Genomic DNA, 19,463 nt, shown 5'->3' with positions numbered 1-19,463 from the left:
CTGGCGCAGCCGTCACGTCCATCGCAGCCCACCTCAACGTATCGTGACGACGCGTACGTCCCTCTGCTCGAGGCGGGGTACGCACAGATAAGCACAATTTCTGAAATTACGCAATAGAATTATTATTACCGGAAGATGAAGAGATCAGCGCGGGCAACGGGACGAGGCCGACCGGTCGGTCAGGATGTCGCGCGCGGCCACCGCGATCCGCCGACACAAGGACAGCGCCGTCTCCTTGTCCTGGACATGGAATATCCCGTCGCTGATCAAGCGGTCGTCGAGCCAGGCGCGAAACGCCTGTTCGCTGTCCGGCGTGAACGTCCCCTCCTCGTAGATAAAGCCGCTCAGCGGGCCTTCAATCACGTAGTCGGTGTCGGCGGCATATTGAGAGGGACGCGCACATTGCGCCCAGATGCGGCCGTCAGTGTCGACAAAGGCCAGGACGCCATCATCACGCTCGTCAATTTTCACCCGACCTCCTCGCCACATCCCCGAACGAGCTCTCTCCTTGCGAGCGCAGCGAAGCAAGCCAGAACCATCGCGGGACTCTGGGTTGCCTCGTCGCGTCGCTCCCCGCAATGACGGAGGCCCTCATGTCGAAGGGGCTCAGGCATGGACCGTTCTCCAGGTGCGCAGCCTCGATCAGCAATCGGCGCGAGCGGCGAGCCAACCGACCGAGATCACGATCCGGCGGCATCGCCACCCCGCGTGCGCGTCGTACGTTCGACCGCTCGCGGAGATCGATACAAGACTTATGCCATGGAAAGCCGCACGTGACGGGCCACGACGACGGATCGTTCCTACACGGCGCGGGCGGGAAGCAGGATTGGCGTCAGCCGGCGTCGTCACGCGCGGCGCTCAGCCGCGCCGCTTGCGGCCCTGCGCTGCCGCGGCCTGCTTGCGCAGACCCTCGGCCGCGCTGCCGACGATCTCGGAAATCTGCATCAGTTGCTTGGCGAGCGGGCTGGTCTTGCGCCAGACCATGCCGACCGTGCGCTGCGGCTGCGGATCGGCGAAGCGCGCCAGCGACACCGACGCCGAGCGCGTCTCGACGCCGACCGCCATCTCCGGAATCAACGTCACGCCCATGCCGGCGCCGACCATCTGCACCAGGGTCGACAGCGAGGAGGCATCGAGCATCTCGCGCGGCGCCTGCATGTTGCAGAACGACAGCGCCTGGTCGCGGAAGCAGTGCCCCTCCTCCAGCAACAGCAGCCGCATCTCGCGCAGCATCTCGCTGCTCGGCACGTCAGCGCCTTCATATTCCGGCGGCCGCACCAGCAGGAAGTTCTCCGCGAACAGCGCGACCTCGGTCAGCGAGGGCTCCGAGACCGGCAGCGCGACGATCGCCGCATCGAGGCGGCCCTCGACCAGTTCCTCGATCAAGGTCGGCGTCTTGGACTCGCGGACGTGGATGTCGATCTCGGGATGCTTGCGCGTCAAGTTCCCGATCACCTTGGGCAACAGATAAGGCGCGACAGTCGGGATCATGCCGAGCCGCAGCCGGCCGGTGAGCTTGTCGCGCGAGGCGCGGGCGAAGTCGCCGAGCTCGTCGACCGAGCGCAGGATCTCGCGGACGCGTTCGGCGAGCTGCTCGCCGAACCGGGTCAGCACGACCTGACGGGCGTTGCGCTCCAGCAGCACGCCGCCGAGCGCCTCCTCCATCTCCTTGATCTGCATCGACAGCGCCGGCTGCGAGATCGCACAGGCCTCGGCGGCGCGGCCGAAATGCCCCAGACGCGCCAGCGCGTCGAAATAGCGAAGCTGCCGCATCGTCAAATGTATCATCAGATTATCTTATCGCTCACCGGCGCGAAGTCAATTTTCCCTGACTACAAGCCTGAGGTGTGTCGCCAACGTCTGGCATCGTTTTGCGTTTGGACGGGCGTCACACCGCGTTCATCAGATAATCTTATCGTTATGATCATCAATCTCAATTTCCCCTGATCGAAGTAGCCGCGTAGGGTCCCGGCTCCCCCAGGGGGAACCATGACGATCACGTCAGGAGGCAAACATGGATGACGTCAGCAAGTGCCCGTTTTCGGGCGGCTTGAAGGGATTTTCGAACAAGGATTGGTGGCCGAACCAGCTCAATCTGTCGGTCCTGCATCAGCACTCGAACCTGTCCGATCCGCTCGGCGAGACGTTCGACTACTCCAAGGAATTCAAGAGCCTCGATCTCGACGCGGTGATCAAGGACCTGCACGCGCTCATGACCGATTCGCAGGATTGGTGGCCGGCGGACTTCGGTCATTATGGTCCGCTCTTCATCCGCATGGCCTGGCATGCCGCCGGCACCTATCGCATCGGCGACGGCCGCGGCGGCGCCGGCACCGGTCAGCAGCGCTTTGCGCCGCTGAACAGCTGGCCCGACAACGCCAACCTCGACAAGGCCCGCCGCCTGCTATGGCCGATCAAGCAGAAATACGGCCAGAAGATCTCCTGGGCCGACCTGTTCGTGCTGACCGGCAACGTCGCGCTGGAATCGATGGGCTTCAAGACCTTCGGCTTCGGCGGCGGCCGCGCCGACACCTGGGAGCCCGAGCAGGACATCTATTGGGGTCCCGAAGGCAAGTGGCTCGCCGACGAGCGCTACAGCGGCGACCGTCAGCTCGCGGGCTCGCTCGCTGCCGTGCAGATGGGCCTCATCTACGTCAACCCGGAAGGCCCGAACGGCAACCCCGACCCGCTGGCGGCCGCGCGCGACATCCGCGAGACCTTCGCCCGCATGGCGATGAACGACGAAGAGACGGTGGCGCTAATCGCCGGCGGTCATACCTTCGGCAAGACCCACGGCGCGGGTGACGCGTCGCTGGTCGGGGCGGAGCCTGAGGGCGCCGACATCGCGCAGCAGGGTCTCGGCTGGGCCAGCAAATACGGCTCGGGCAAGGGCGGCGACACCATCACCTCCGGCCTCGAGGTGATCTGGACGACGACGCCGACCAAGTGGAGCAACAACTTCTTCTGGAATCTGTTCGGCTATGAATGGGAGCTGACCAAGAGCCCGGCCGGCGCGCACCAGTGGAAGCCGAAGCACGGCGCCGGCGCCAACACGGTGCCGGACGCACACGACAAGTCCAAGCGCCACGCGCCGTCGATGCTGACCACCGACCTCGCGCTGCGCTTCGATCCGGCCTACGAGAAGATCTCGCGCCGCTTCATGGAGAATCCGGATCAGTTCGCCGACGCCTTCGCCCGCGCCTGGTTCAAGCTGACCCATCGCGACATGGGCCCGAAGGTGCGCTACCTCGGCCCGCTGGTGCCGAAGGAAGACCTGATCTGGCAGGATCCGGTGCCGGCCGTCGATCATCCGCTCGTGGATGACAAGGACGTCGCGTCGCTGAAGGCAAAGATCCTCGCCTCGGGCCTGTCGGTCTCTCAGCTGGTCTCGACCGCCTGGGCTTCGGCCTCGACCTTCCGCGGCTCGGACAAGCGCGGCGGCGCCAATGGCGCGCGCATTCGTCTGGCCCCGCAGAAGGACTGGGCGGTCAACAACCCGGCCGAGCTTGCCAAGGTGCTCTCGACGCTCGAGGGCATCCAGAAGGAGTTCAACGCGCAGGCCGGCGGCAAGAAGGTGTCGCTCGCCGACCTGATCGTGCTGGCCGGCAATGCCGGTGTCGAGGCGGCCGCCAAGAAGGCCGGCGTCGAGGTGACGGTGCCGTTCGCGCCGGGCCGCACCGACGCCTCGCAGGAGCAGACCGACGTCGAATCGTTTGCGGTGCTCGAACCGACCCATGACGGCTTCCGCAACTATCTCAGCGGCAAGCAGTGGCTGTCCGGCGAGGAGCTGCTGGTCGACAAGGCGCAACTGCTCACCCTGACCGCACCGGAGATGACCGTGCTGGTCGGCGGCCTGCGCGTGCTCGGCGCCAATGCCAACGGCTCCAAGCATGGCGTGTTCACCGCGCAGACCGAGACGCTCTCCAACGACTTCTTCGCCAACCTGCTCGACATGAGCGTGGCCTGGCGTCCGGTCGATCAGGGCGAGCACACCTTCGAGGGCCGCGACCGCAAGACCGGCGCGATCAAGTGGACGGCCACCCGCGCCGACCTCATCTTCGGCTCGCACTCGCAACTGCGCGCGCTGGCCGAGGTCTATGCGAGCTCGGATGCCAAGCAGAAGTTCGTCAAGGACTTCGTCGCCGCCTGGACCAAGGTGATGAACCTCGACCGGTTCGAGCTGAAGGCCTGAGGCGAGACGCCGACTGACTGCTCATACAGAGAAGCGGCGCTTCAGCGATGAAGCGCCGCTTTTTTGATGGAACAGGCTTATCAGTCGCGAGCCTGTCAGCGCGCCGCGGCCGAGCCGCCGCCGTCGATCTGGCGGCCCATCAGCGCGATCGCCTTCTGATAGACGCCGGCGGCGTTCCAGGCCTCGATGGCTGCGAAGTTCGGCTCGCCCGGCTGATATCCGGCGCCCGCCTTCCAGCCATTGGCACGCAGGAAGTTCGCCGTCGAGGCGAGCGCATTGGCGGCGACGTCGAGATTGCCGACGCCATAGGCCAGGATGTTCTTCGGCATGAACTGGGTCTGCCCGACCTCGCCATGCATCGAGCCGCGGGTGTTGCCAGAAAGCACGCCGCGGTCGATCAGCTTGAGCGCGGCATAGAGCTGGTCGGTGAAGAACTCCGGACGGCGGCAGTCATAGGCGAGCGTCGCGATCGAGGACAGCATGTGCTGATTGCCGCGCTGGCTGCCGAACGCGCTCTCCATGCCCCAGATCGCGATCAGCGGTCCGGGCGGCACGCCGTAGCGCTGCTCGATCGAGGCGAACATCGCGGCCTGCGACTGCTTGAGCTGGCGCCCGCGCGCGACGATCGCAGCAGCGCCGCGCTTGACGAGGAACTGATCGAGCGACAGCGAGAAGCTGCGCTGGCCACGATCGGCCGCGATCGTCGCCGAGGCGTAGTTGGTCTGCATCAGCGCTGATATCGCGGTGCCGCCGACGCCCTTCGCCCTCGCCTCCTCGCTGAACTCGCGCTTCCACGCCTCGAACCCCGCCGGCGACGAGCCGCACTGCGCCGCTTGCGCAACGCCGCCGCAGGCAGCGAGCAGCGTCGCGGCGGTGAACGTGAAGGTGATCATGGCCCGGCGTTTGCTCATTCAGACTCCTCTGGTCGCGTCCGCCGATGCGGCTCGCACCATTATCCTGCGGGACATCGGACGCCGCTGGCGGCGGTCATATCGGCTGCCCCGGTTTGCAACGGCGACAACCTATCGGAAATGGAAGAAAATCATAGCCGGGCGGGAATTAGCCGCAGATGAACGGGCGTCGACCATCGCCTGTGTGCGCACCAGCACCGCTGGCGGAACCGATCGCCATGCGGGTTCCAACGATCACCTTCTGAAATCGCGATGCCGACTGCGGCCGCATCGGAGTTCGGCCCGCCCGGCATTATTATACGGTTTCGTTTAGCAAGAGCGGCGTGAGACGCGCGGGCGCGTTCGCGCATGGTCGGGTGAGTCACCAGCGTCGAGATCGTCGGCCTCGACGACGATCTCCGCTCCGTTCGTCCGCGGCCTCGAGAGCCGCGCAGGAATGGGTTCCTTCTGGATCCAGACACCTCCCGGGGAAGCCAACCTTGACAGGTCCTCCGGCCATCATTATAAAACGATACAGTTTCGTTTTATCGCAACCGTTTCCCAAGGGAATGCTCTACAAGCACCGACCGAGATCGGAGACAGCAGGCCGTCATGAAACGAATCATTCTTTTGAGCTTGATCCTGCTGTCGTGGACTCCCCTGGCGCACGCCGTCGCCGGGACCGGCAGCGGCATGCAGACCGAGAGGGATCCACAAGTCTCCACCGATCCGGCTCTGAGTCAGGAGACGATCGATCGCGAGCTCGACAAGTTCCGGCGGACGGAGGTGTCACTGCACCAGGCGCTGCGGATCGCCGAGAGGATTCATCCGGGCTCCAAGACCGCGGACATCAGCTTCGAAGGTGGGCTCGACGCCCCCGTCTACAAGGTCCGAACCCTGCAGAGCGGACGGATCTGGGAATCCGACATCGACGGCACCACGGCAAAGGTGCGCAACAGCGTGCTGTTCTCCACCGTGGATGGACTGAGCGAAAGCGACCGTAACAGCCTGGCTGCCCTCACCACGGTCCGGCTCAAGATGTCGGATGCGATTCGGATCGCCGAGCGCTCGGCGGCCGGCCGGGCGATCAGTGGCGGCCTGATGAACAAGGACGGCAAGCTCGCCTTCGTCGTGGTCGTCGTCAGCGGCAACGATCTCAAGCAGGTGACGCTCGAACCGTCATCGCTGCGGCGACGCTGATCGCGCCGCTCACGCCTTCGGCTGCAGCGTCAGGAACGTCTTGACCCGGTCACGGACGAAGCCGGGCAGCTCCCTGCGGATCGTCCTTTCGCTCTCGCCCATGAGCGAGCGCATGATCACCGGCATGACGATCAGATCGATGAAGATCTCGGCAGAGGCGGCCGACGCCTTCGACGGCGTCCGGCGGGCGGTCGTGGCCGAGGCGCCGATCGTCTCGCCGAGCAGCACCGCCACGGCATGGGCGGCCCGTTTGCGTGAGACGTCATGAAACTGACAACTGAGATCGGGAAACCGGTAAGCCTCCCCGATCGTGACCCGTAACAATCCCAGCGAGTCCTTCAGCGCGCGATCGACGATGGCGATGGCAAGTCCGACCAGTTTCTCCTGTGCGGTGCCGGCCACCGGCGTGTAGGATCCCAGATTCATCACGTCGTTGATGGAGCGCGCGACGACGGCGGCAAACAAGGCGGCCTTGCCGGTGTATCGGGCATAAATCGTCGGCTTGCTGGCGGGAGCGCGTTCAGCGATCTCGTCGATGCTGGCACCGTCGAAGCCACGCTCGAGAAACACCGCGCGCGCAGCGTCCAGAATACGCTCCTCGATGTTTCCAGCGAGCGCCTTCGGCGGCCGTCCCACCCGCCCGCGAAACGCTTCCGTGCGGGCAACGTCCGTACGTTTCAATTTGGCCTGCGTGCGGGCCATACTCAACGACCTCGACTCGACATGAAGACATGTCGTCAAGGGATTACACGTTCTTGTCGAGACGGCAATAGAACGACCACGCCACGCGGCTATGCGCATGGTGGCGTACATAATCGGCAACGTATCACCACAAACACCTCAAAATACCTCAGGCAACAAACTCCCCGAGGTCATCGAGCACGGCGAGCGCACCGTCGAACGTGTCGTCGTGAAAGTAGAGGCTGCGCGTGATCAGCACGGGAACGCCGGCGCGGCTCGCAGCCATCAACCCGTTACCGGAGTCCTCGATCGCGATGCAACTGGCCGCGGGTAGATCGAGCTGCGACAAGACCTCCAGGTAGACATCCGGTGCGGGCTTCTTGCGCGCGACATCGTCGGCCGCCACGACGGCGGCAAATCCTGCCTCCCAGTCGGCGCCCAGCACGGGCGCCAACAGGGCATCGATATTGCCGCGCGTGGTCGTCGTCGCGATCGCGAGCCGCTGCCCGCGGGCCGAGGCAGCCTCCAGCAAGGCTTGAACGCCCGGGCGCAACGGGCAGCCCTTGTCGGCCATCAGCGCGGCAAACCGCTCCGTCTTGATGCGATGAAGCCGGGCAACGACGGCGTCGCTGAGCGGCGGACCCGTGCGCCGCATCTGGTCGAACGCACGGACGCGCTCCTTGCCACCGGTGACACGCAGCAGCTCCTTGTAGATGCGGCGGCCCCAGTGCCAGTCTATGCCCACCGCGACGAACGCCTCATTGAAGGCCTCGCGATGGATCTCCTCGGTCTCGGCCATCGTGCCGTCGACGTCGAAGATCAGTGCGCCGGCGTCGGCGATGCGGCGCCGGAGGTCGTCGAGCGGCGCGTTCCTCACCAGAGCCAGACTCATGATTGCGCCTCCACCCTGCCGTCTCCCGCGTCGGCCCCCTTGGCGAACACGCGGCTTGCCAGCACGTCGCTGGCTTCGATCGACATCACGTCATCGGACGTCAGCACGCGGTCGAGCCGCGACACCAGCCGGTTGGCCTGGCGCAGGCGGATCCGATCCAGCGCGTTGCGGATCGAGCGCGCGTTGGAGAACAAGGGCTGGGTGCGCCGGACGGCGATATACTTCTCGAAGGCGGCGCGGGCCTCCGGCGTGAAGCGGTAGTTCTGCCCCTCCAGCATCATCTCGGAGATCGTCAGCAGCTCGGCTTCCGAATAGTCGGGGAAGTCGATGTGGTGGGCGATGCGCGAGCGGAAGCCGGGATTGCTCTGGAAGAACTTCTCCATCCGGTCGGCATAGCCGGCAAGAATGACCACGAGGTCCTCGCGCTGCGACTCCATGATCTGCAGCAGGATCTCGATCGACTCCTGGCCGTAGTCGCGCTCGTTCTCGGGACGGTAGAGATAATAGGCCTCGTCGATGAAGAGGACCCCCCCCATCGCCTTCTTCAGCACCTCCTTGGTCTTCGGCGCGGTGTGGCCGATATATTGGCCGACGAGATCGTCGCGGGTCACGCTGATGACGTGGCCGCGGCGGACGAAGCCCAGCCGATGCAGGATGCCGGCCATGCGCAGCGCGACCGTGGTCTTGCCGGTGCCGGGATTGCCGGTGAACGACATGTGCAAGGTCGGAAACGTCGTCGCCAGCCCCATCTTGCGGCGGATCCGCTCCATCATCAGCAGCGAGGCGATTTCGCGGATTCGCGTCTTGACCGGGGTGAGCCCGACCAGCTCGCGGTCGAGCTGCTCCAGCACGGGTGCGATGTCGACGCTCTCGAACTCGCGGCGCAGGTCGACGGTGTCGACCGGCGTGGCCTTGTCGGCATCCGCCTGCGTGGCCTGCATCATGGGCTGGTGCTCCGCTTGGCCGAAGTTCGCACACGCTGGCGGCAGATCCTCCCGCGAACTCCGGCAAGCAGGGGACGCCGTCGAATCGGACTTGATCAATGCGGCAGAGCCGGCGCTGAAGTCCCCTCCCCCGACGGGACGGGACTTCGGCGCAGTGTTCTTATGAGTAGCGCTCGCCTTCAGGGCGCTCGGCCGCATAGGACCGCGTCGAGTAACGCAGATTGCGCCCGACGGTTTCCTGGCGGTCGAGCCGGAAGCCCGGCTCGTTCTGCGGCCGGTTGACGATGAAGGACAGCCGGATCGACTCCCAGCCATGGCTGGAGTCGAAGGCCGAGATGCGGATGTAGCGGTCGCCATAGATCTTCCGGCATTCGGAGAGCTCCCGCATGATGCCGGCGGCGTCGCGCAGGTCGAACATCGGCAGGCCCCACATCTCCCAATAGGTGTTGCGAGGATGCGGATCGTCGGTGAACTCGATGTTCACGGCCCAATTCTTCTCGAGGCAGTACTGGATCTGGGCCGTGATCTGCTCGTCGGTCAGATCGGGCAGGAAAGAAAAGCAACCCTGGGTCACGCGCATGTTGAAATCTCCTGATGTTGTGCTGCCGGGCGAGCCGATGTCCGGCCCGCAGCACGGCGACGCATCGAACGTGGTTCAAGCGGCAGGGGTGACGGTCGGCACGAAGTCCGGCGAGTCCGTCGATTCGTAGTTGAAGGTGACGTCCTTCCAGATCTCCAGCGCCTCGCGCAGCGGCGTGCAGGTCTGTGCCGCCTTGGCCAGGATCTCAGGACCTTCATGCACGTAGTCGCGGCCCTCATTGCGGGCCAGGATCATCGCCTCCAGCGCGACGCGGTTGGCCGTCGCACCGGCGGCGATGCCGCGGGGATGGCCGATGGTGCCGCCGCCGAACTGCAGCACGACGTCCTCGCCGAGCAGGTCGAGCAACTGGTGCATCTGGCCGGCATGGATGCCGCCGGAGGCCACGGGCATCAGCTTGTTCAGGCTCGCCCAGTTCTGGTCGAAGAACACGCCATGCTCCAGCCGCATCGGGTTGAAGTCCTCGCGGCAGATGTCGTAGTAGCCGCGGGTCGTGTTGGGATCGCCTTCGAGCTTGCCGACCACGGTGCCGGCATGGATGTGGTCCACGCCCGCGAGCCGCATCCACTTGGCGATGACGCGAAATGAGACGCCATGCGAGCGCTGCCGGGTGTAGGTCGAGTGCCCGGCGCGATGCAGATGCAGGATCATGTCGTTCCGGCGCGCCCACTTCGCCATCGACTGGATCGCGGTGTAGCCGATCACGAGGTCGATCATGATGATCGTCGAGCCGAGCTCCTTGGCGAACTCGGCACGCTCATACATGTCCTCCATCGTCGCCGCTGTCACGTTGAGGTAGGTGCCCTTGATCTCGCCGGTCTCCGCCTGCGCCTTGTTGACGGCTTCCATGCAGTACAGGAAGCGCTCGCGCCAGTGCATGAAGGGCTGCGAGTTGATGTTCTCGTCGTCCTTGGTGAAGTCGAGACCGCCCTTCAGCGCCTCATAGACGACGCGGCCATAGTTGCGGCCGGACAGGCCGAGCTTCGGCTTGACGGTGGCGCCGAGCAAGGGACGGCCGAACTTGTCGAGCCGCTCGCGCTCGACGACGATGCCGGTCGCCGGCCCCTGGAACGTCTTCACATAGGCCACCGGCAGCCGCATGTCTTCGAGCCGCAGCGCCTTCAGCGGCTTGAAGCCGAACACGTTGCCGATGATCGAGGCCGTCAGGTTGGCGATCGAGCCCGGCTCGAACAGGTCGAGATCATAGGCGATGTAGGCGAAATAGCTGCCCGGCGAGCCCGGCACCGGCTCGACCCGGTAGCACTTGGCGCGATACTTCTCGGCGGCGGTCAGGCGGTCGGTCCACACCACTGTCCAGGTCGCGGTCGAGGATTCACCGGCGACGGCAGCGCACGCCTCGACCGGGTCGACGCCATCCTGCGGCGTGACGCGGAACAGCGCGATGACATCGGTGTCCTTGGGCTGGTAGGACGGCTCCCAGTAGCCCATCTTCTTGTATTCCATCACGCCGGACTTGTAGCGATCCTTGCCGCGGACGGTGATCGATTGGTCGTTCATGTATTCCTCCTGAATGTTCATTATCGCCGTTGATGTCAGGCAGCTTCAGTCATTCCCCCAATTCGCGGATCGAGCGCGCCGGAGCGGTAGCGCTTGGCCATCTCCGACAGCGGCAGCACCTTGATCTTCGAGGCGTTGCCGGCGGCGCCGAACTGCTCGAACCGCTCGCGGCAGAGATCACGCATCGAGTCCATCGCCGGCTTCAGGAACTTGCGCGGATCAAACTCGACCTTCGACGACGCGCCGACCTTGCGGAAGATCGCCGTCATCGCCAGCCGGCAGTCGGTGTCGATGTTGACCTTGCGGACGCCGTGGCGGATGCCGCGCACGATCTCCTCGACCGGCACGCCCCAGGTCTGCGGCATCTCGCCGCCGAACTGGTTGAACATGTCCTGCAGGCTCTGCGGCACCGAGGACGAGCCGTGCATGACGAGATGCGTGTTCGGCAGCCGGCGATGGATCTCCTCGATCACGTTCATGGCGAGGATCTCGCCATCCGGCTTGCGCGAGAACTTGTAGGCGCCATGCGAGGTGCCCATCGCGATCGCCAGCGCATCGACCTTGGTGGCGCGGACGAAATCGACCGCCTGGTCGGGATCGGTCAGCAGTTGGTCGCGGCTGACCTTGCCTTCGAGGCCGTGGCCGTCCTCCTGCTCGCCGCCGCCATGCTCGAGCGAGCCCAGCACGCCGAGCTCGCCCTCGACCGAGGCACCGACCCAATGCGCCATGTCGGTCACGCGGCGCGTGATGTCGACGTTGTAGTCGTAGTCGGCGGCCGTCTTGGCATCGGCCTTGAGCGAGCCGTCCATCATCACGGACGTGAATCCGTATTTGATCGCGGTGGCGCAGGTCGCCTCGTCGTTGCCGTGGTCCTGATGCAGGCAGAGCGGGATCTGCGGATACATCTCCTCCAGCGCGTCGATCATCTTCGACAGCATGATGTCGCCGGCATAGGTGCGCGCGCCGCGCGAGGCCTGGATGATCACGGGGGCATCGACCGCCGCGGCCGCCTCCATGATCGCGAGCCCCTGCTCCATGTTGTTGATGTTGAACGCCGGCACGCCGTAGCCGCGCTCGGCCGCATGGTCCAGCAATTGTCTGAGCGTGATCCGCGCCATGTTGGTCTCCGTCCCTGTTTCGATGTTCTGAATGGTGGCGCGGCTCAGGACGCCCGCGCCCGGATGATGTTGCGCATCGCCGCATCGGCGACCGCCGCAGGCGTGATGCCGAATTCGCGGTACAGCACCTCGGCCGGCGCCGAGGCGCCGAAGCCGTGCATGCCGACGAACTCGCCGGCATCGCCGAGCCAGCGCGCCCAGTCACCCTCGATCGCGGCTTCGACTCCGATGCGTGGCGCAGCGCCGAGCACCTCGGCGCGATACTCGGCGGACTGCTTGCGGAACAGCTCGAAGCAGGGGGCCGACACCACGGCCGCCTGGACGCCTTCGGCCGCCAGCAGCTTGGCCGCCTCCAGCGCGATCGCCACCTCCGAGCCGGTCGCAATCAAGGTCACGTCGCGCCCAGCCTCGGGCTCGACGACCACGTAGGCGCCGAGCGCCACCTTGTTTTGATCAGATGCTTCGGTACGGAACGCCGGCAGCCCCTGCCGCGACAGGCACAGCACCGACGGCGAGGTCTCCGCGCGCAGCGCGCAGTCCCAGGCTTCCGCCGTCTCGACCGCGTCGGCTGGGCGGAATACCAGGAGGTTCGGAATGGCGCGCAGGCTCGCGACATGCTCGACCGGCTGATGCGTCGGGCCATCCTCGCCGAGGCCGATGGAGTCATGCGTCATCACGTGAATGACGCGGATGCCCATCAGCGCGGCCAGGCGAATCGCCGGCCGGCTGTAGTCGGCAAAGGCAAGGAAGGTGCCGCCATAGGGAATGAAGCCGCCATGCAGCGCGATGCCGTTCATGGCCGCAGCCATCGCGTGTTCGCGCACACCATAGTGGATGTAGTTGCCATCCATCGCGGCCGGTGTGACGGATTTGTGCGTCTTCGCCTTGGTCAGGTTGGAGTGGGTCAGGTCCGCCGAGCCGCCGAGCAGGTTCGGCAGCACCGTCGCGATCACATCGATGACGTTCTGCGACGCCTGGCGGGTGGCGATCTTCGGCCGCTCGGCCGTGAGCTGCGCGATGAACTGCGCCATGCGCTCGGCATAGGCGGCCGGCAGCTTCCTGTTCAGCGCATCATGACAGGGCGAGCGGTCCGCGGTGCACAGCCTGCGCGCACGCTCCTTCCAGGCCTGGCGCACGCTGCGGCCGCGCGCGCCGATCTCGCGCCAGCTCACCAGCACGTCGGCCGGGACCTCGAACGGACGGTGCGGCCAGTGCAGTGCCGCGCGGGTCTTTTCGACCTCTTCCGGCCCGAGCGGCGCGCCATGCGCCTTCTCCGAGCCCTGCCGTCCGGGTGAGCCGAAGCCGATCGTGGTCCGGCACGCGATCATGCTGGGGCGGTTGCTCTGCCGCGCCGCAGCGATCGCAGCCTCGATGGCTTCGGGATCATGGCCGTCGATGCGGGACGTCGCCCAGCCCGACGCGGCGAAGCGTCCGAGCTGATCATCCGAGCAGGCGAGATCGGTCGAGCCGTCGATCGAGATGCGGTTGTCGTCGAACAACACGATCAAGCGATTCAGCTTGAGATGACCCGCGAGCGAGATCGCCTCGTGGCTGATGCCCTCCATCAGGCAGCCGTCGCCGGCGATCACGTAGGTGTAGTGATCGACCAGATCGTCGCCATAGCGCGCGTTCATCAGGCGCTCGGCGAGCGCCATGCCGACCGCCGTCGCGATGCCCTGCCCGAGCGGACCGGTGGTGGTCTCGACGCCGGGCGTGTGGCCATACTCCGGATGGCCCGGCGTCTTGGCGCCCCATTGCCGGAACCGCTTCAGCTCATCGATCGTGACGGCCTCGTAGCCGGTCAGATGCAGCAGCGCATAGAGCAGCATCGAGCCGTGACCGGCCGACAGCACGAAGCGGTCGCGATCGGGCCAGGCCGGATCGGCGGGATCGAATTTCATGAAGCGCGAGAAAAGGACGGTTGCCACGTCGGCCATGCCCATCGGCATGCCTGGATGACCCGATTTCGCCTTTTCGACGGCGTCGATTGCCAGGAAGCGGATGGCGTTCGCCATCTCGGCATGGCTGGGATCGGCTTTCGGAGCCAGCGTCTGCACGGCGTTGGCGGTCATAGCGTGCGCCTCTTTCGGTCCATCAGTTGCATGATCATGGGGGTGAGAATGAGCTGCATCGCGAGATCGAGCTTGGCGCCGTGGATCACGATCGAATTGGCGCGCGACATGAAGCTCTGCGGGATCATCGAGAGCAGATAGGGAAAGTCGATGCCGCGCGGGTTCTTCAGCCGGATCACGACCATCGATTCATCGGGCGTCGGGATCCAGCGGGCAACGAACGGGTTCGAGGTGTCGACCGTCGGCACACGCTGGAAGTTGATGTCGGTCTCCGAGAACTGCGGGATGATGTAGTTCACGTAGTCTGGCATGCGGCGCAGGATCGTGTCGGTGACCGCCTCGGTCGTGTAGCCGCGCGACGCGCGGTCGCGGTGCAGCTTCTGGATCCACTCCAGGTTCATCACCGGAACGACGCCGATCTTCAGATCGGCGTGCTGCGCGATGTTGACCTTCTCGGTGACGACCGCGCCGTGCAGGCCTTCGTAGAACAGCAGGTCGGAGTCCTCCGGCAGCCGGCTCCACTCGGTGAAGTTGCCGGGCCTCGTGTCGTAGAGCCGCGCCTCCTCCTCGTCGTGGACGTAGTGGCGCGTCATGCCGGTGCCGGTCTCGGAGTAGTCGCGGAAGGTCTTCTCGAGCTCCTCGAACAGATTGGTGTCGGGGCTGAAATGGCTGAAGTGCTTGTTGCCGAGCTCGGCCTCCTCGACCATCTTGCGGCGCATCTCCTCGCGATTGTAGCGATGGAAGGCATCGCCCTCGATATAGGCCGCCTTGACGTTCTCGCGGCGGAAGATGTTCTCGAAGGTCTTCTTGACCGACGTGGTGCCGGCGCCCGACGAGCCGGTGATCGAGATGATGGGATGACGACGTGACATGAACTTTCTCCGGAAGGCGCGTTCGGCAGGCAGGCTCAGCGGAACAGGCCGCGCCGCGCGAACAGGGGCGCATCGCTGGTTTCGAACAGCGGCTCGATGCCCTCATGCAGTTGGTCGACGTCGCGGACGAGGCGGACGTCGCCCATGATCAGCGGCGCGCGCTGATGCGGCGAGCGCGCCGACAGTTCGAGGATGCGCGCGCGGCCGCTCGAGGCCGAGCCGCCGGCCCATTCCATGATCAGCGCCATCGGATGCGCTTCGTAGACCAGCCGCAGCCGGCCCTCGCGATAGCCCGGGCGGGAGTCGGCCGGATAGAGGAACACGCCGCCGCGCATCAGGATACGATAGGCCTCGGCGACCAGCGAGGCGATCCAGCGCATGTTGAAGTCGCGGCCGCGCGGGCCGGCGGCGCCCGACAGGCATTCGTCGACATAGTTGCGCACGGTCCCGCTCCAGTGCCGGCGGTTCGACGCGTTGATGGCGAACTCCGGCGTATCCTGCGGGATGCGGATCCCGGACTTGGCGAGCATGAACTCGTGCAAGGTCGGGTGCAGGACGTAGAGATCGACGCGATGGTCGATCGCGAGCACCAGGCAGGTCTGCGGTCCATAGACGAAGAAGCCGGCGGCAAGCTGTGCCGTGCCGGGCTCGAAGAAGCTGGAGAGCACGTCGCGCCCCCGCGGGCGGATCGAGAAGATGGTGCCGACGGAGATGTTGTTCTGCAGGTTCGACGAGCCGTCGAGCGGGTCGATCGCCACGCAAAGTGGGGCAGCAGCATTGACCGTTTCCGGCCGGTCGCCCTCTTCGGACAGGATGCCAGCGACCGGAGCCCGGCGCAGCGCATCCCGCATCAGGTTGTCGGCGACGATGTCGAGCGCCTTCTGGACGTCGCCGTCGGCGTTCACGGTGGCAGCGCCTTCGTCGACGCCGGACAGCGGCGCCACCGCGATCTGCCGCGCGAGCTCGCGCGCCGCCCCGGCCAGAGCCGCGATGACCGCGGCGCAATCGGCGTCGGCACCCTGCGCCGCCAGATGTGCCTGCAATGTCTGATGATGATCCATCTGGTGATCCATGGGCCACTCCCTCGCCATCAGATCCTCTGCCGGGAACTTGATGAAGCCGCACGAATGCGTCGTGCCGCGCTGCTATCAACACTCGATTTGCCTAATTAGGGAAATTTCAATATCTTTGGATAGACCAAAGTTTTCCTTATGTGAACGATCTCATCGAGGGTTCCATGAGCCGGCATTTCTCCCGCGATCTCACCATCCGCCAGCTTCGGGCGCTGGCCGCCGTGCAGAACTCGGGGTCGGTGACGTCAGCGGCCGGCCGTTTGAACCTCACTCAGCCTGCCGTCACCCTGCAGATCCGCAATCTTCAGGAGCTCGCCGGGCTGCCGCTGATCCAGCGCACCACCGACGGCATGATCCTGACCGAGGCCGGGCGCAGCGTGCTGGCGCTGGCCGAACGCGTCGAGGCCGCCTTGCAGGATTGCGAGCAGGCGCTCGACATTCTCGCCGGACGCAGCGGCGGCCGCGTGGCGATCGGCGCGGTCAGCACCGCGAAATATTTCGTGCCGTTTGCGATCGCGGAATTTTCGCGGCGCTTCCCCAAGATCGACGTCACCTTGCGGATCGGCAACCGCGACAGCCTGCGCGAGGCGCTGCGCGGCTATGATCTCGACATTGCCATCATGGGCCGGCCACCGGCCGACGTTCCCGTGGATATGCGGCCCTTCGGCAAGCACCCGCACATCATCATCGCCCCCGCCAACCACCGGCTGGCGCGCCGCAAGCGGATCGCGGCCGAGGATCTCGCCGGCGAGGTGTTCATCACCCGGGAGCCGGGATCAGGCACCCGTCTGCTGATGGAGGCATTCTTCGAGAAGCATGGTCTGAAGCCAAAGACCAGCATGGAGATGGACAGCAACGAGACCATCAAGCAGGCCGTCATCGCCGGCCTCGGCATCGCCTTCATCTCGCAGCACACGGTCGCCCATGAGCTCAGCGAGGGGCGGCTGGTCACGTTGAAGGTCGCGAGCCTGCCGATCATCCGGCAGTGGCACGCGGTGCGGCGTGCCGACAAGCTGCTGCTGCCGCCGGCGCAGGCGATGCTGGACTTCCTCGGCAAGGAAGGCGCGCGATTTCTGCCGAGCTGAGTGCAACACCCGATGCCAAGGCGGCGTCGCGTCTCGCATGGCGCCGTCTCACCACTCGATCTCGAACCGGCAGGCCTCGTCACCCCAGGCTTCGCAGGCGATCTCACGCGCATGGGCGTCGGGGTGCACGAGCGTTGCGAACAGCGTCTCGAAGGTCGCAGCGTAGAAGTCGCAGATGGCGTGATCGCCGTGATGGCCGCGGCACAGCGGACAATGGCTGATCTGGTAGATGGTGGGCCGGCCCGGGCGTGCGGTGAAGGTGCCGGTCCCGGCAAACGTCCAGGCATGCGCGGATATCGCCCGCGTCAGCGCGCGGCTCGCGAGCCGGGCCGGCAGCAGCCGGAGCACACGTTGCGCCGCGCCGGGGATGCGATGCGCGAGCAGATAGGCGCCGGTCAACCGCCCTGCCCTGGTGCTGACGGCACGCGCGGTCTCGTCGTCGAGCTCGGTCCGAAGCGCACGATGGAGCCGCGAGACCTCGGCTTCGTCGACCATCGCCGCTGGAGGCGTCGCGAGATAGGTGTCGAGCCGCGCGGCCGCGAACACGCAGCGCGCTGCCTCCTCGCCGTGCAGCAGACGCAAGGCTTCCGCGGTCTGGATGATCGCATTGGGACCGATGCGCCCGGCGATGTGGCTTTCAGCGAGACCGTCCGCATGGTCCGACGTAGCGGCCGCGCGCCGCAGCGGAACATGCTGAGCGCGCGTGCTGTGCATGTCAGTGCACCCTCGTCTCGGCCTCTTCGCTCATCTGCTCGGTGCCGCCGCCGCAGGCCATCAGCTGGGCCTGCTGCGGTCCGCTCAGCTTGCGATTATGGCTCGTCTTCCATTCGATCTTGCCGGGATCAGCGCGCTTGCGCGACGTATCGAAGCCGAAATCGACCTTGCCCTTGGACTGCGGCCCCCAGTAATTGACGCGGCCAAGATCGTAGAATTTCCGCTCGAAGCCGGATTTCAGGAACGCCTTGAGGCAGCCGAGCAGATAGCGCCTGCGCTCGCCCGAGCCGGCCCACGGGTACGAGAACAGCGCCTTGTGCATGTAGAAGCGGCGGTAGTTGTTCATGACGCCGTCGAGCAGCTCGCCGCGGTCCATCGCGTCGGGCTTCATGATCGGCGTGACGAAATTGTACTTCTCGTAGTCGAATATCTCGACCTTGTCGCCGAGGTCGCGGAACAGGTCGGAGAACGGCCACGGCGTGTACATCGCCCAGTTGGCGAGGTCCGGCTTCCAGTCGCGCGCCATCTGGTAGGTCTCCTCCAGGGTCTCACGGGTCTCGTTCTCGAGGCCGACGATGAACTGCGCCTCGACGACGATGCCGGCGTCGCGCAGCAGCTGGATCGCCTTCTTGTTCTGCGCGACCGTGGTCTCCTTGTTGAAGCGGTCGAGCTTCATCTGCGCCGCGGCTTCCGTCCCCAGCGAGACGTGGATCAGGCCGGCCTTGCGGTACAACGGCAGCAGCGCCTCGTCGCGCAGGATGTCGGTGACGCGGGTGTTGATGCCCCAGAGGATCTTGAGGTCGCGCCGGATCAGCTCCTCGCAGAACGCGACGAATTTCTTCTTGTTGATGGTCGGCTCCTCGTCGGCGAGGATGAAGAAGCCGACATCGTGCTCGCGCATCAGTGTCTCGATCTCGTCGACCACCCTCTTCGGGTCTCGGATGCGATAGTCGCGCCAGAACTTCCACTGCGAGCAGAAGCTGCAGGTGAACGGGCAGCCGCGCGCCATGTTGGGGATGGCGACGCGCTTGTTCATCGGGATATAGATGTATTTGCTCCATTCGAGCACGCTCCAGTCGGGCGTGATCGCATCGAGATTCTTCACCGTCGGCGCCGCCACCGTGGCCACCACCTCCGAGCCGTCGCGATAGGCGATGCCCCTGATGCTGCGGCGGTCGTTGTCCCAGCGGCCGTCCTCGCGGGCGCGCATCAGGTCGACGATGATCTCCTCGCCCTCGCCGCGCACGATGGCGTCGATCCACGGCGCCTCGGTCAGCACCTGCTGGTACATGAAGGTGGCGTGGATGCCGCCGAGCACGGTGAGCGCGTCGGGATGCTCTTCCCTGGCGATCTCCAGCAGCCGCTCGGCCTTGTAGATCGAGGGTGTGATCGCGGTGCAGCCGATCACGTCAGGCTGTTCGCTGCGCAGAATGGCGCGGACCTGATCCTCGGAGAGATCGTTGGTCATCGCATCGATGAAGCGAAGGTCCGTGAAGCCCGCGGCCTTCAGCGCGCCGGAGATGTAGGCCGCCCAGGCCGGCGGCCAGTTACCGGCGATCTCGGCGCCGCCGGAGTGATAATTCGGATGCAGCAACAAGATCCGCACGGCGTTCT

At 65.6% G+C, this 19,463-nt stretch carries 17 protein-coding genes; 3 read left to right on the top strand and 14 right to left on the bottom strand.

Going from position 1 to position 19,463, the window contains the following annotated elements; translation table 11 throughout:
* Positions 1-144: 144 nt before the first annotated feature.
* Positions 145-471, bottom strand: a complete 327-nt coding sequence (locus tag ACQR1D_RS25430) for a hypothetical protein (RefSeq protein ID WP_434840103.1) — start codon at positions 469-471, stop codon at positions 145-147.
* Between the two features lie 387 nt (positions 472-858).
* The gene (locus ACQR1D_RS25425) at positions 859-1,788 is read right to left on the bottom strand and encodes a hydrogen peroxide-inducible genes activator (protein ID WP_315803486.1); all 930 of its coding nucleotides are present in this window, start codon (positions 1,786-1,788) and stop codon (positions 859-861) included.
* Between the two features lie 226 nt (positions 1,789-2,014).
* Here ACQR1D_RS25425 and katG point away from each other — a divergent pair, with 226 nt between their 5' ends.
* Complete coding sequence (gene katG, locus ACQR1D_RS25420) at positions 2,015-4,192, top strand: catalase/peroxidase HPI (protein WP_434840102.1); 2,178 nt, start codon at positions 2,015-2,017, stop codon at positions 4,190-4,192.
* Between the two features lie 95 nt (positions 4,193-4,287).
* Here katG and ACQR1D_RS25415 read toward each other — a convergent pair whose 3' ends face one another.
* Positions 4,288-5,103 (bottom strand): lytic murein transglycosylase, encoded by an 816-nt coding sequence (locus ACQR1D_RS25415; protein WP_316183330.1) that lies wholly within the window; start codon positions 5,101-5,103, stop codon positions 4,288-4,290.
* A gap of 591 nt (positions 5,104-5,694) precedes the next feature.
* Between ACQR1D_RS25415 and ACQR1D_RS25410 the strand changes: the two genes are divergently transcribed.
* Positions 5,695-6,282 carry a PepSY domain-containing protein gene (locus ACQR1D_RS25410; protein ID WP_316183329.1) on the top strand — a complete coding sequence of 196 codons (588 nt, stop codon included), beginning with the start codon at positions 5,695-5,697 and terminating at the stop codon, positions 6,280-6,282.
* A gap of 9 nt (positions 6,283-6,291) precedes the next feature.
* On the opposite strand, the gene ACQR1D_RS25405 is transcribed toward ACQR1D_RS25410, so the two are convergent.
* The 9 genes from ACQR1D_RS25405 to ACQR1D_RS25365 all read right to left on the bottom strand — a co-directional run bounded on the left by ACQR1D_RS25405 (position 6,292) and on the right by ACQR1D_RS25365 (position 16,068).
* Positions 6,292-6,984 (bottom strand): TetR/AcrR family transcriptional regulator, encoded by a 693-nt coding sequence (locus tag ACQR1D_RS25405; protein WP_315803482.1) that lies wholly within the window; start codon positions 6,982-6,984, stop codon positions 6,292-6,294.
* Between the two features lie 148 nt (positions 6,985-7,132).
* Entirely contained in the window at positions 7,133-7,855 is a 723-nt protein-coding gene (locus ACQR1D_RS25400; RefSeq protein ID WP_316218904.1) for an HAD-IA family hydrolase, read from the bottom strand.
* Complete coding sequence (cbbX, locus tag ACQR1D_RS25395; protein ID WP_315803503.1) at positions 7,852-8,796, bottom strand: CbbX protein; 945 nt, start codon at positions 8,794-8,796, stop codon at positions 7,852-7,854. Before cbbX ends, ACQR1D_RS25400 begins: the two co-directional genes overlap by 4 nt.
* A 163-nt stretch (positions 8,797-8,959) precedes the next feature.
* Entirely contained in the window at positions 8,960-9,379 is a 420-nt protein-coding gene (locus ACQR1D_RS25390) for a ribulose bisphosphate carboxylase small subunit (protein ID WP_316183328.1), read from the bottom strand.
* A gap of 75 nt (positions 9,380-9,454) precedes the next feature.
* Positions 9,455-10,915 carry a form I ribulose bisphosphate carboxylase large subunit gene (locus ACQR1D_RS25385; RefSeq protein ID WP_434840101.1) on the bottom strand — a complete coding sequence of 487 codons (1,461 nt, stop codon included), beginning with the start codon at positions 10,913-10,915 and terminating at the stop codon, positions 9,455-9,457.
* Positions 10,916-10,950: 35 nt separating this feature from the next.
* Positions 10,951-12,033: a class II fructose-bisphosphate aldolase gene (fba, locus tag ACQR1D_RS25380; RefSeq protein WP_315803478.1), complete on the bottom strand. Its 1,083-nt coding sequence runs from the start codon at positions 12,031-12,033 to the stop codon at positions 10,951-10,953.
* Positions 12,034-12,077: 44 nt separating this feature from the next.
* Entirely contained in the window at positions 12,078-14,105 is a 2,028-nt protein-coding gene (gene tkt, locus ACQR1D_RS25375) for a transketolase (protein WP_434840100.1), read from the bottom strand.
* Positions 14,102-14,977, bottom strand: coding sequence for a phosphoribulokinase (locus tag ACQR1D_RS25370; protein WP_315803476.1), 876 nt, complete (start codon positions 14,975-14,977; stop codon positions 14,102-14,104). Before ACQR1D_RS25370 ends, tkt begins: the two co-directional genes overlap by 4 nt.
* 35 nt (positions 14,978-15,012) lie before the next feature.
* Positions 15,013-16,068, bottom strand: a complete 1,056-nt coding sequence (locus ACQR1D_RS25365) for a class 1 fructose-bisphosphatase (RefSeq protein ID WP_315803475.1) — start codon at positions 16,066-16,068, stop codon at positions 15,013-15,015.
* Positions 16,069-16,214: 146 nt separating this feature from the next.
* On the opposite strand from ACQR1D_RS25365, the gene ACQR1D_RS25360 reads away from it, so the two are divergent.
* Positions 16,215-17,135 carry a LysR family transcriptional regulator gene (locus ACQR1D_RS25360; protein WP_434894100.1) on the top strand — a complete coding sequence of 307 codons (921 nt, stop codon included), beginning with the start codon at positions 16,215-16,217 and terminating at the stop codon, positions 17,133-17,135.
* Between the two features lie 48 nt (positions 17,136-17,183).
* Here the strand turns inward: ACQR1D_RS25360 and bchJ are convergent, their stop codons facing one another.
* Both bchJ and bchE read right to left on the bottom strand, forming a co-directional pair.
* Positions 17,184-17,849 (bottom strand): bacteriochlorophyll 4-vinyl reductase, encoded by a 666-nt coding sequence (gene bchJ / locus ACQR1D_RS25355; RefSeq protein ID WP_434840099.1) that lies wholly within the window; start codon positions 17,847-17,849, stop codon positions 17,184-17,186.
* A 1-nt stretch (position 17,850) separates the two neighbouring features.
* Positions 17,851-19,455: a magnesium-protoporphyrin IX monomethyl ester anaerobic oxidative cyclase gene (gene bchE / locus ACQR1D_RS25350; RefSeq protein WP_434840098.1), complete on the bottom strand. Its 1,605-nt coding sequence runs from the start codon at positions 19,453-19,455 to the stop codon at positions 17,851-17,853.
* Between the last annotated feature and the right edge of the window lie 8 nt (positions 19,456-19,463).

This window comes from Bradyrhizobium sp. HKCCYLRH2047 (assembly GCF_051168175.1).
Classification (GTDB): domain Bacteria; phylum Pseudomonadota; class Alphaproteobacteria; order Rhizobiales; family Xanthobacteraceae; genus Bradyrhizobium.
Note: the sequence above shows the minus strand (reverse complement) of the source record. Positions and strands in the feature narration are given on the sequence as shown.

Coding starts and splice junctions, on each gene's coding strand:
- ACQR1D_RS25425 (WP_315803486.1), bottom strand. CDS start 1,788: ATGATACATTTGACGATGCGGCAGCTTCGCTATTTCGACGCGCTGGCG.
- katG (WP_434840102.1), top strand. CDS start 2,015: ATGGATGACGTCAGCAAGTGCCCGTTTTCGGGCGGCTTGAAGGGATTT.
- ACQR1D_RS25415 (WP_316183330.1), bottom strand. CDS start 5,103: ATGAGCAAACGCCGGGCCATGATCACCTTCACGTTCACCGCCGCGACG.
- ACQR1D_RS25410 (WP_316183329.1), top strand. CDS start 5,695: ATGAAACGAATCATTCTTTTGAGCTTGATCCTGCTGTCGTGGACTCCC.
- ACQR1D_RS25405 (WP_315803482.1), bottom strand. CDS start 6,984: ATGGCCCGCACGCAGGCCAAATTGAAACGTACGGACGTTGCCCGCACG.
- ACQR1D_RS25400 (WP_316218904.1), bottom strand. CDS start 7,855: ATGAGTCTGGCTCTGGTGAGGAACGCGCCGCTCGACGACCTCCGGCGC.
- cbbX (WP_315803503.1), bottom strand. CDS start 8,796: ATGCAGGCCACGCAGGCGGATGCCGACAAGGCCACGCCGGTCGACACC.
- ACQR1D_RS25390 (WP_316183328.1), bottom strand. CDS start 9,379: ATGCGCGTGACCCAGGGTTGCTTTTCTTTCCTGCCCGATCTGACCGAC.
- ACQR1D_RS25385 (WP_434840101.1), bottom strand. CDS start 10,915: ATGAACGACCAATCGATCACCGTCCGCGGCAAGGATCGCTACAAGTCC.
- fba (WP_315803478.1), bottom strand. CDS start 12,033: ATGGCGCGGATCACGCTCAGACAATTGCTGGACCATGCGGCCGAGCGC.
- tkt (WP_434840100.1), bottom strand. CDS start 14,105: ATGACCGCCAACGCCGTGCAGACGCTGGCTCCGAAAGCCGATCCCAGC.
- ACQR1D_RS25370 (WP_315803476.1), bottom strand. CDS start 14,977: ATGTCACGTCGTCATCCCATCATCTCGATCACCGGCTCGTCGGGCGCC.
- ACQR1D_RS25365 (WP_315803475.1), bottom strand. CDS start 16,068: ATGGCGAGGGAGTGGCCCATGGATCACCAGATGGATCATCATCAGACA.
- ACQR1D_RS25360 (WP_434894100.1), top strand. CDS start 16,215: ATGAGCCGGCATTTCTCCCGCGATCTCACCATCCGCCAGCTTCGGGCG.
- bchJ (WP_434840099.1), bottom strand. CDS start 17,849: ATGCACAGCACGCGCGCTCAGCATGTTCCGCTGCGGCGCGCGGCCGCT.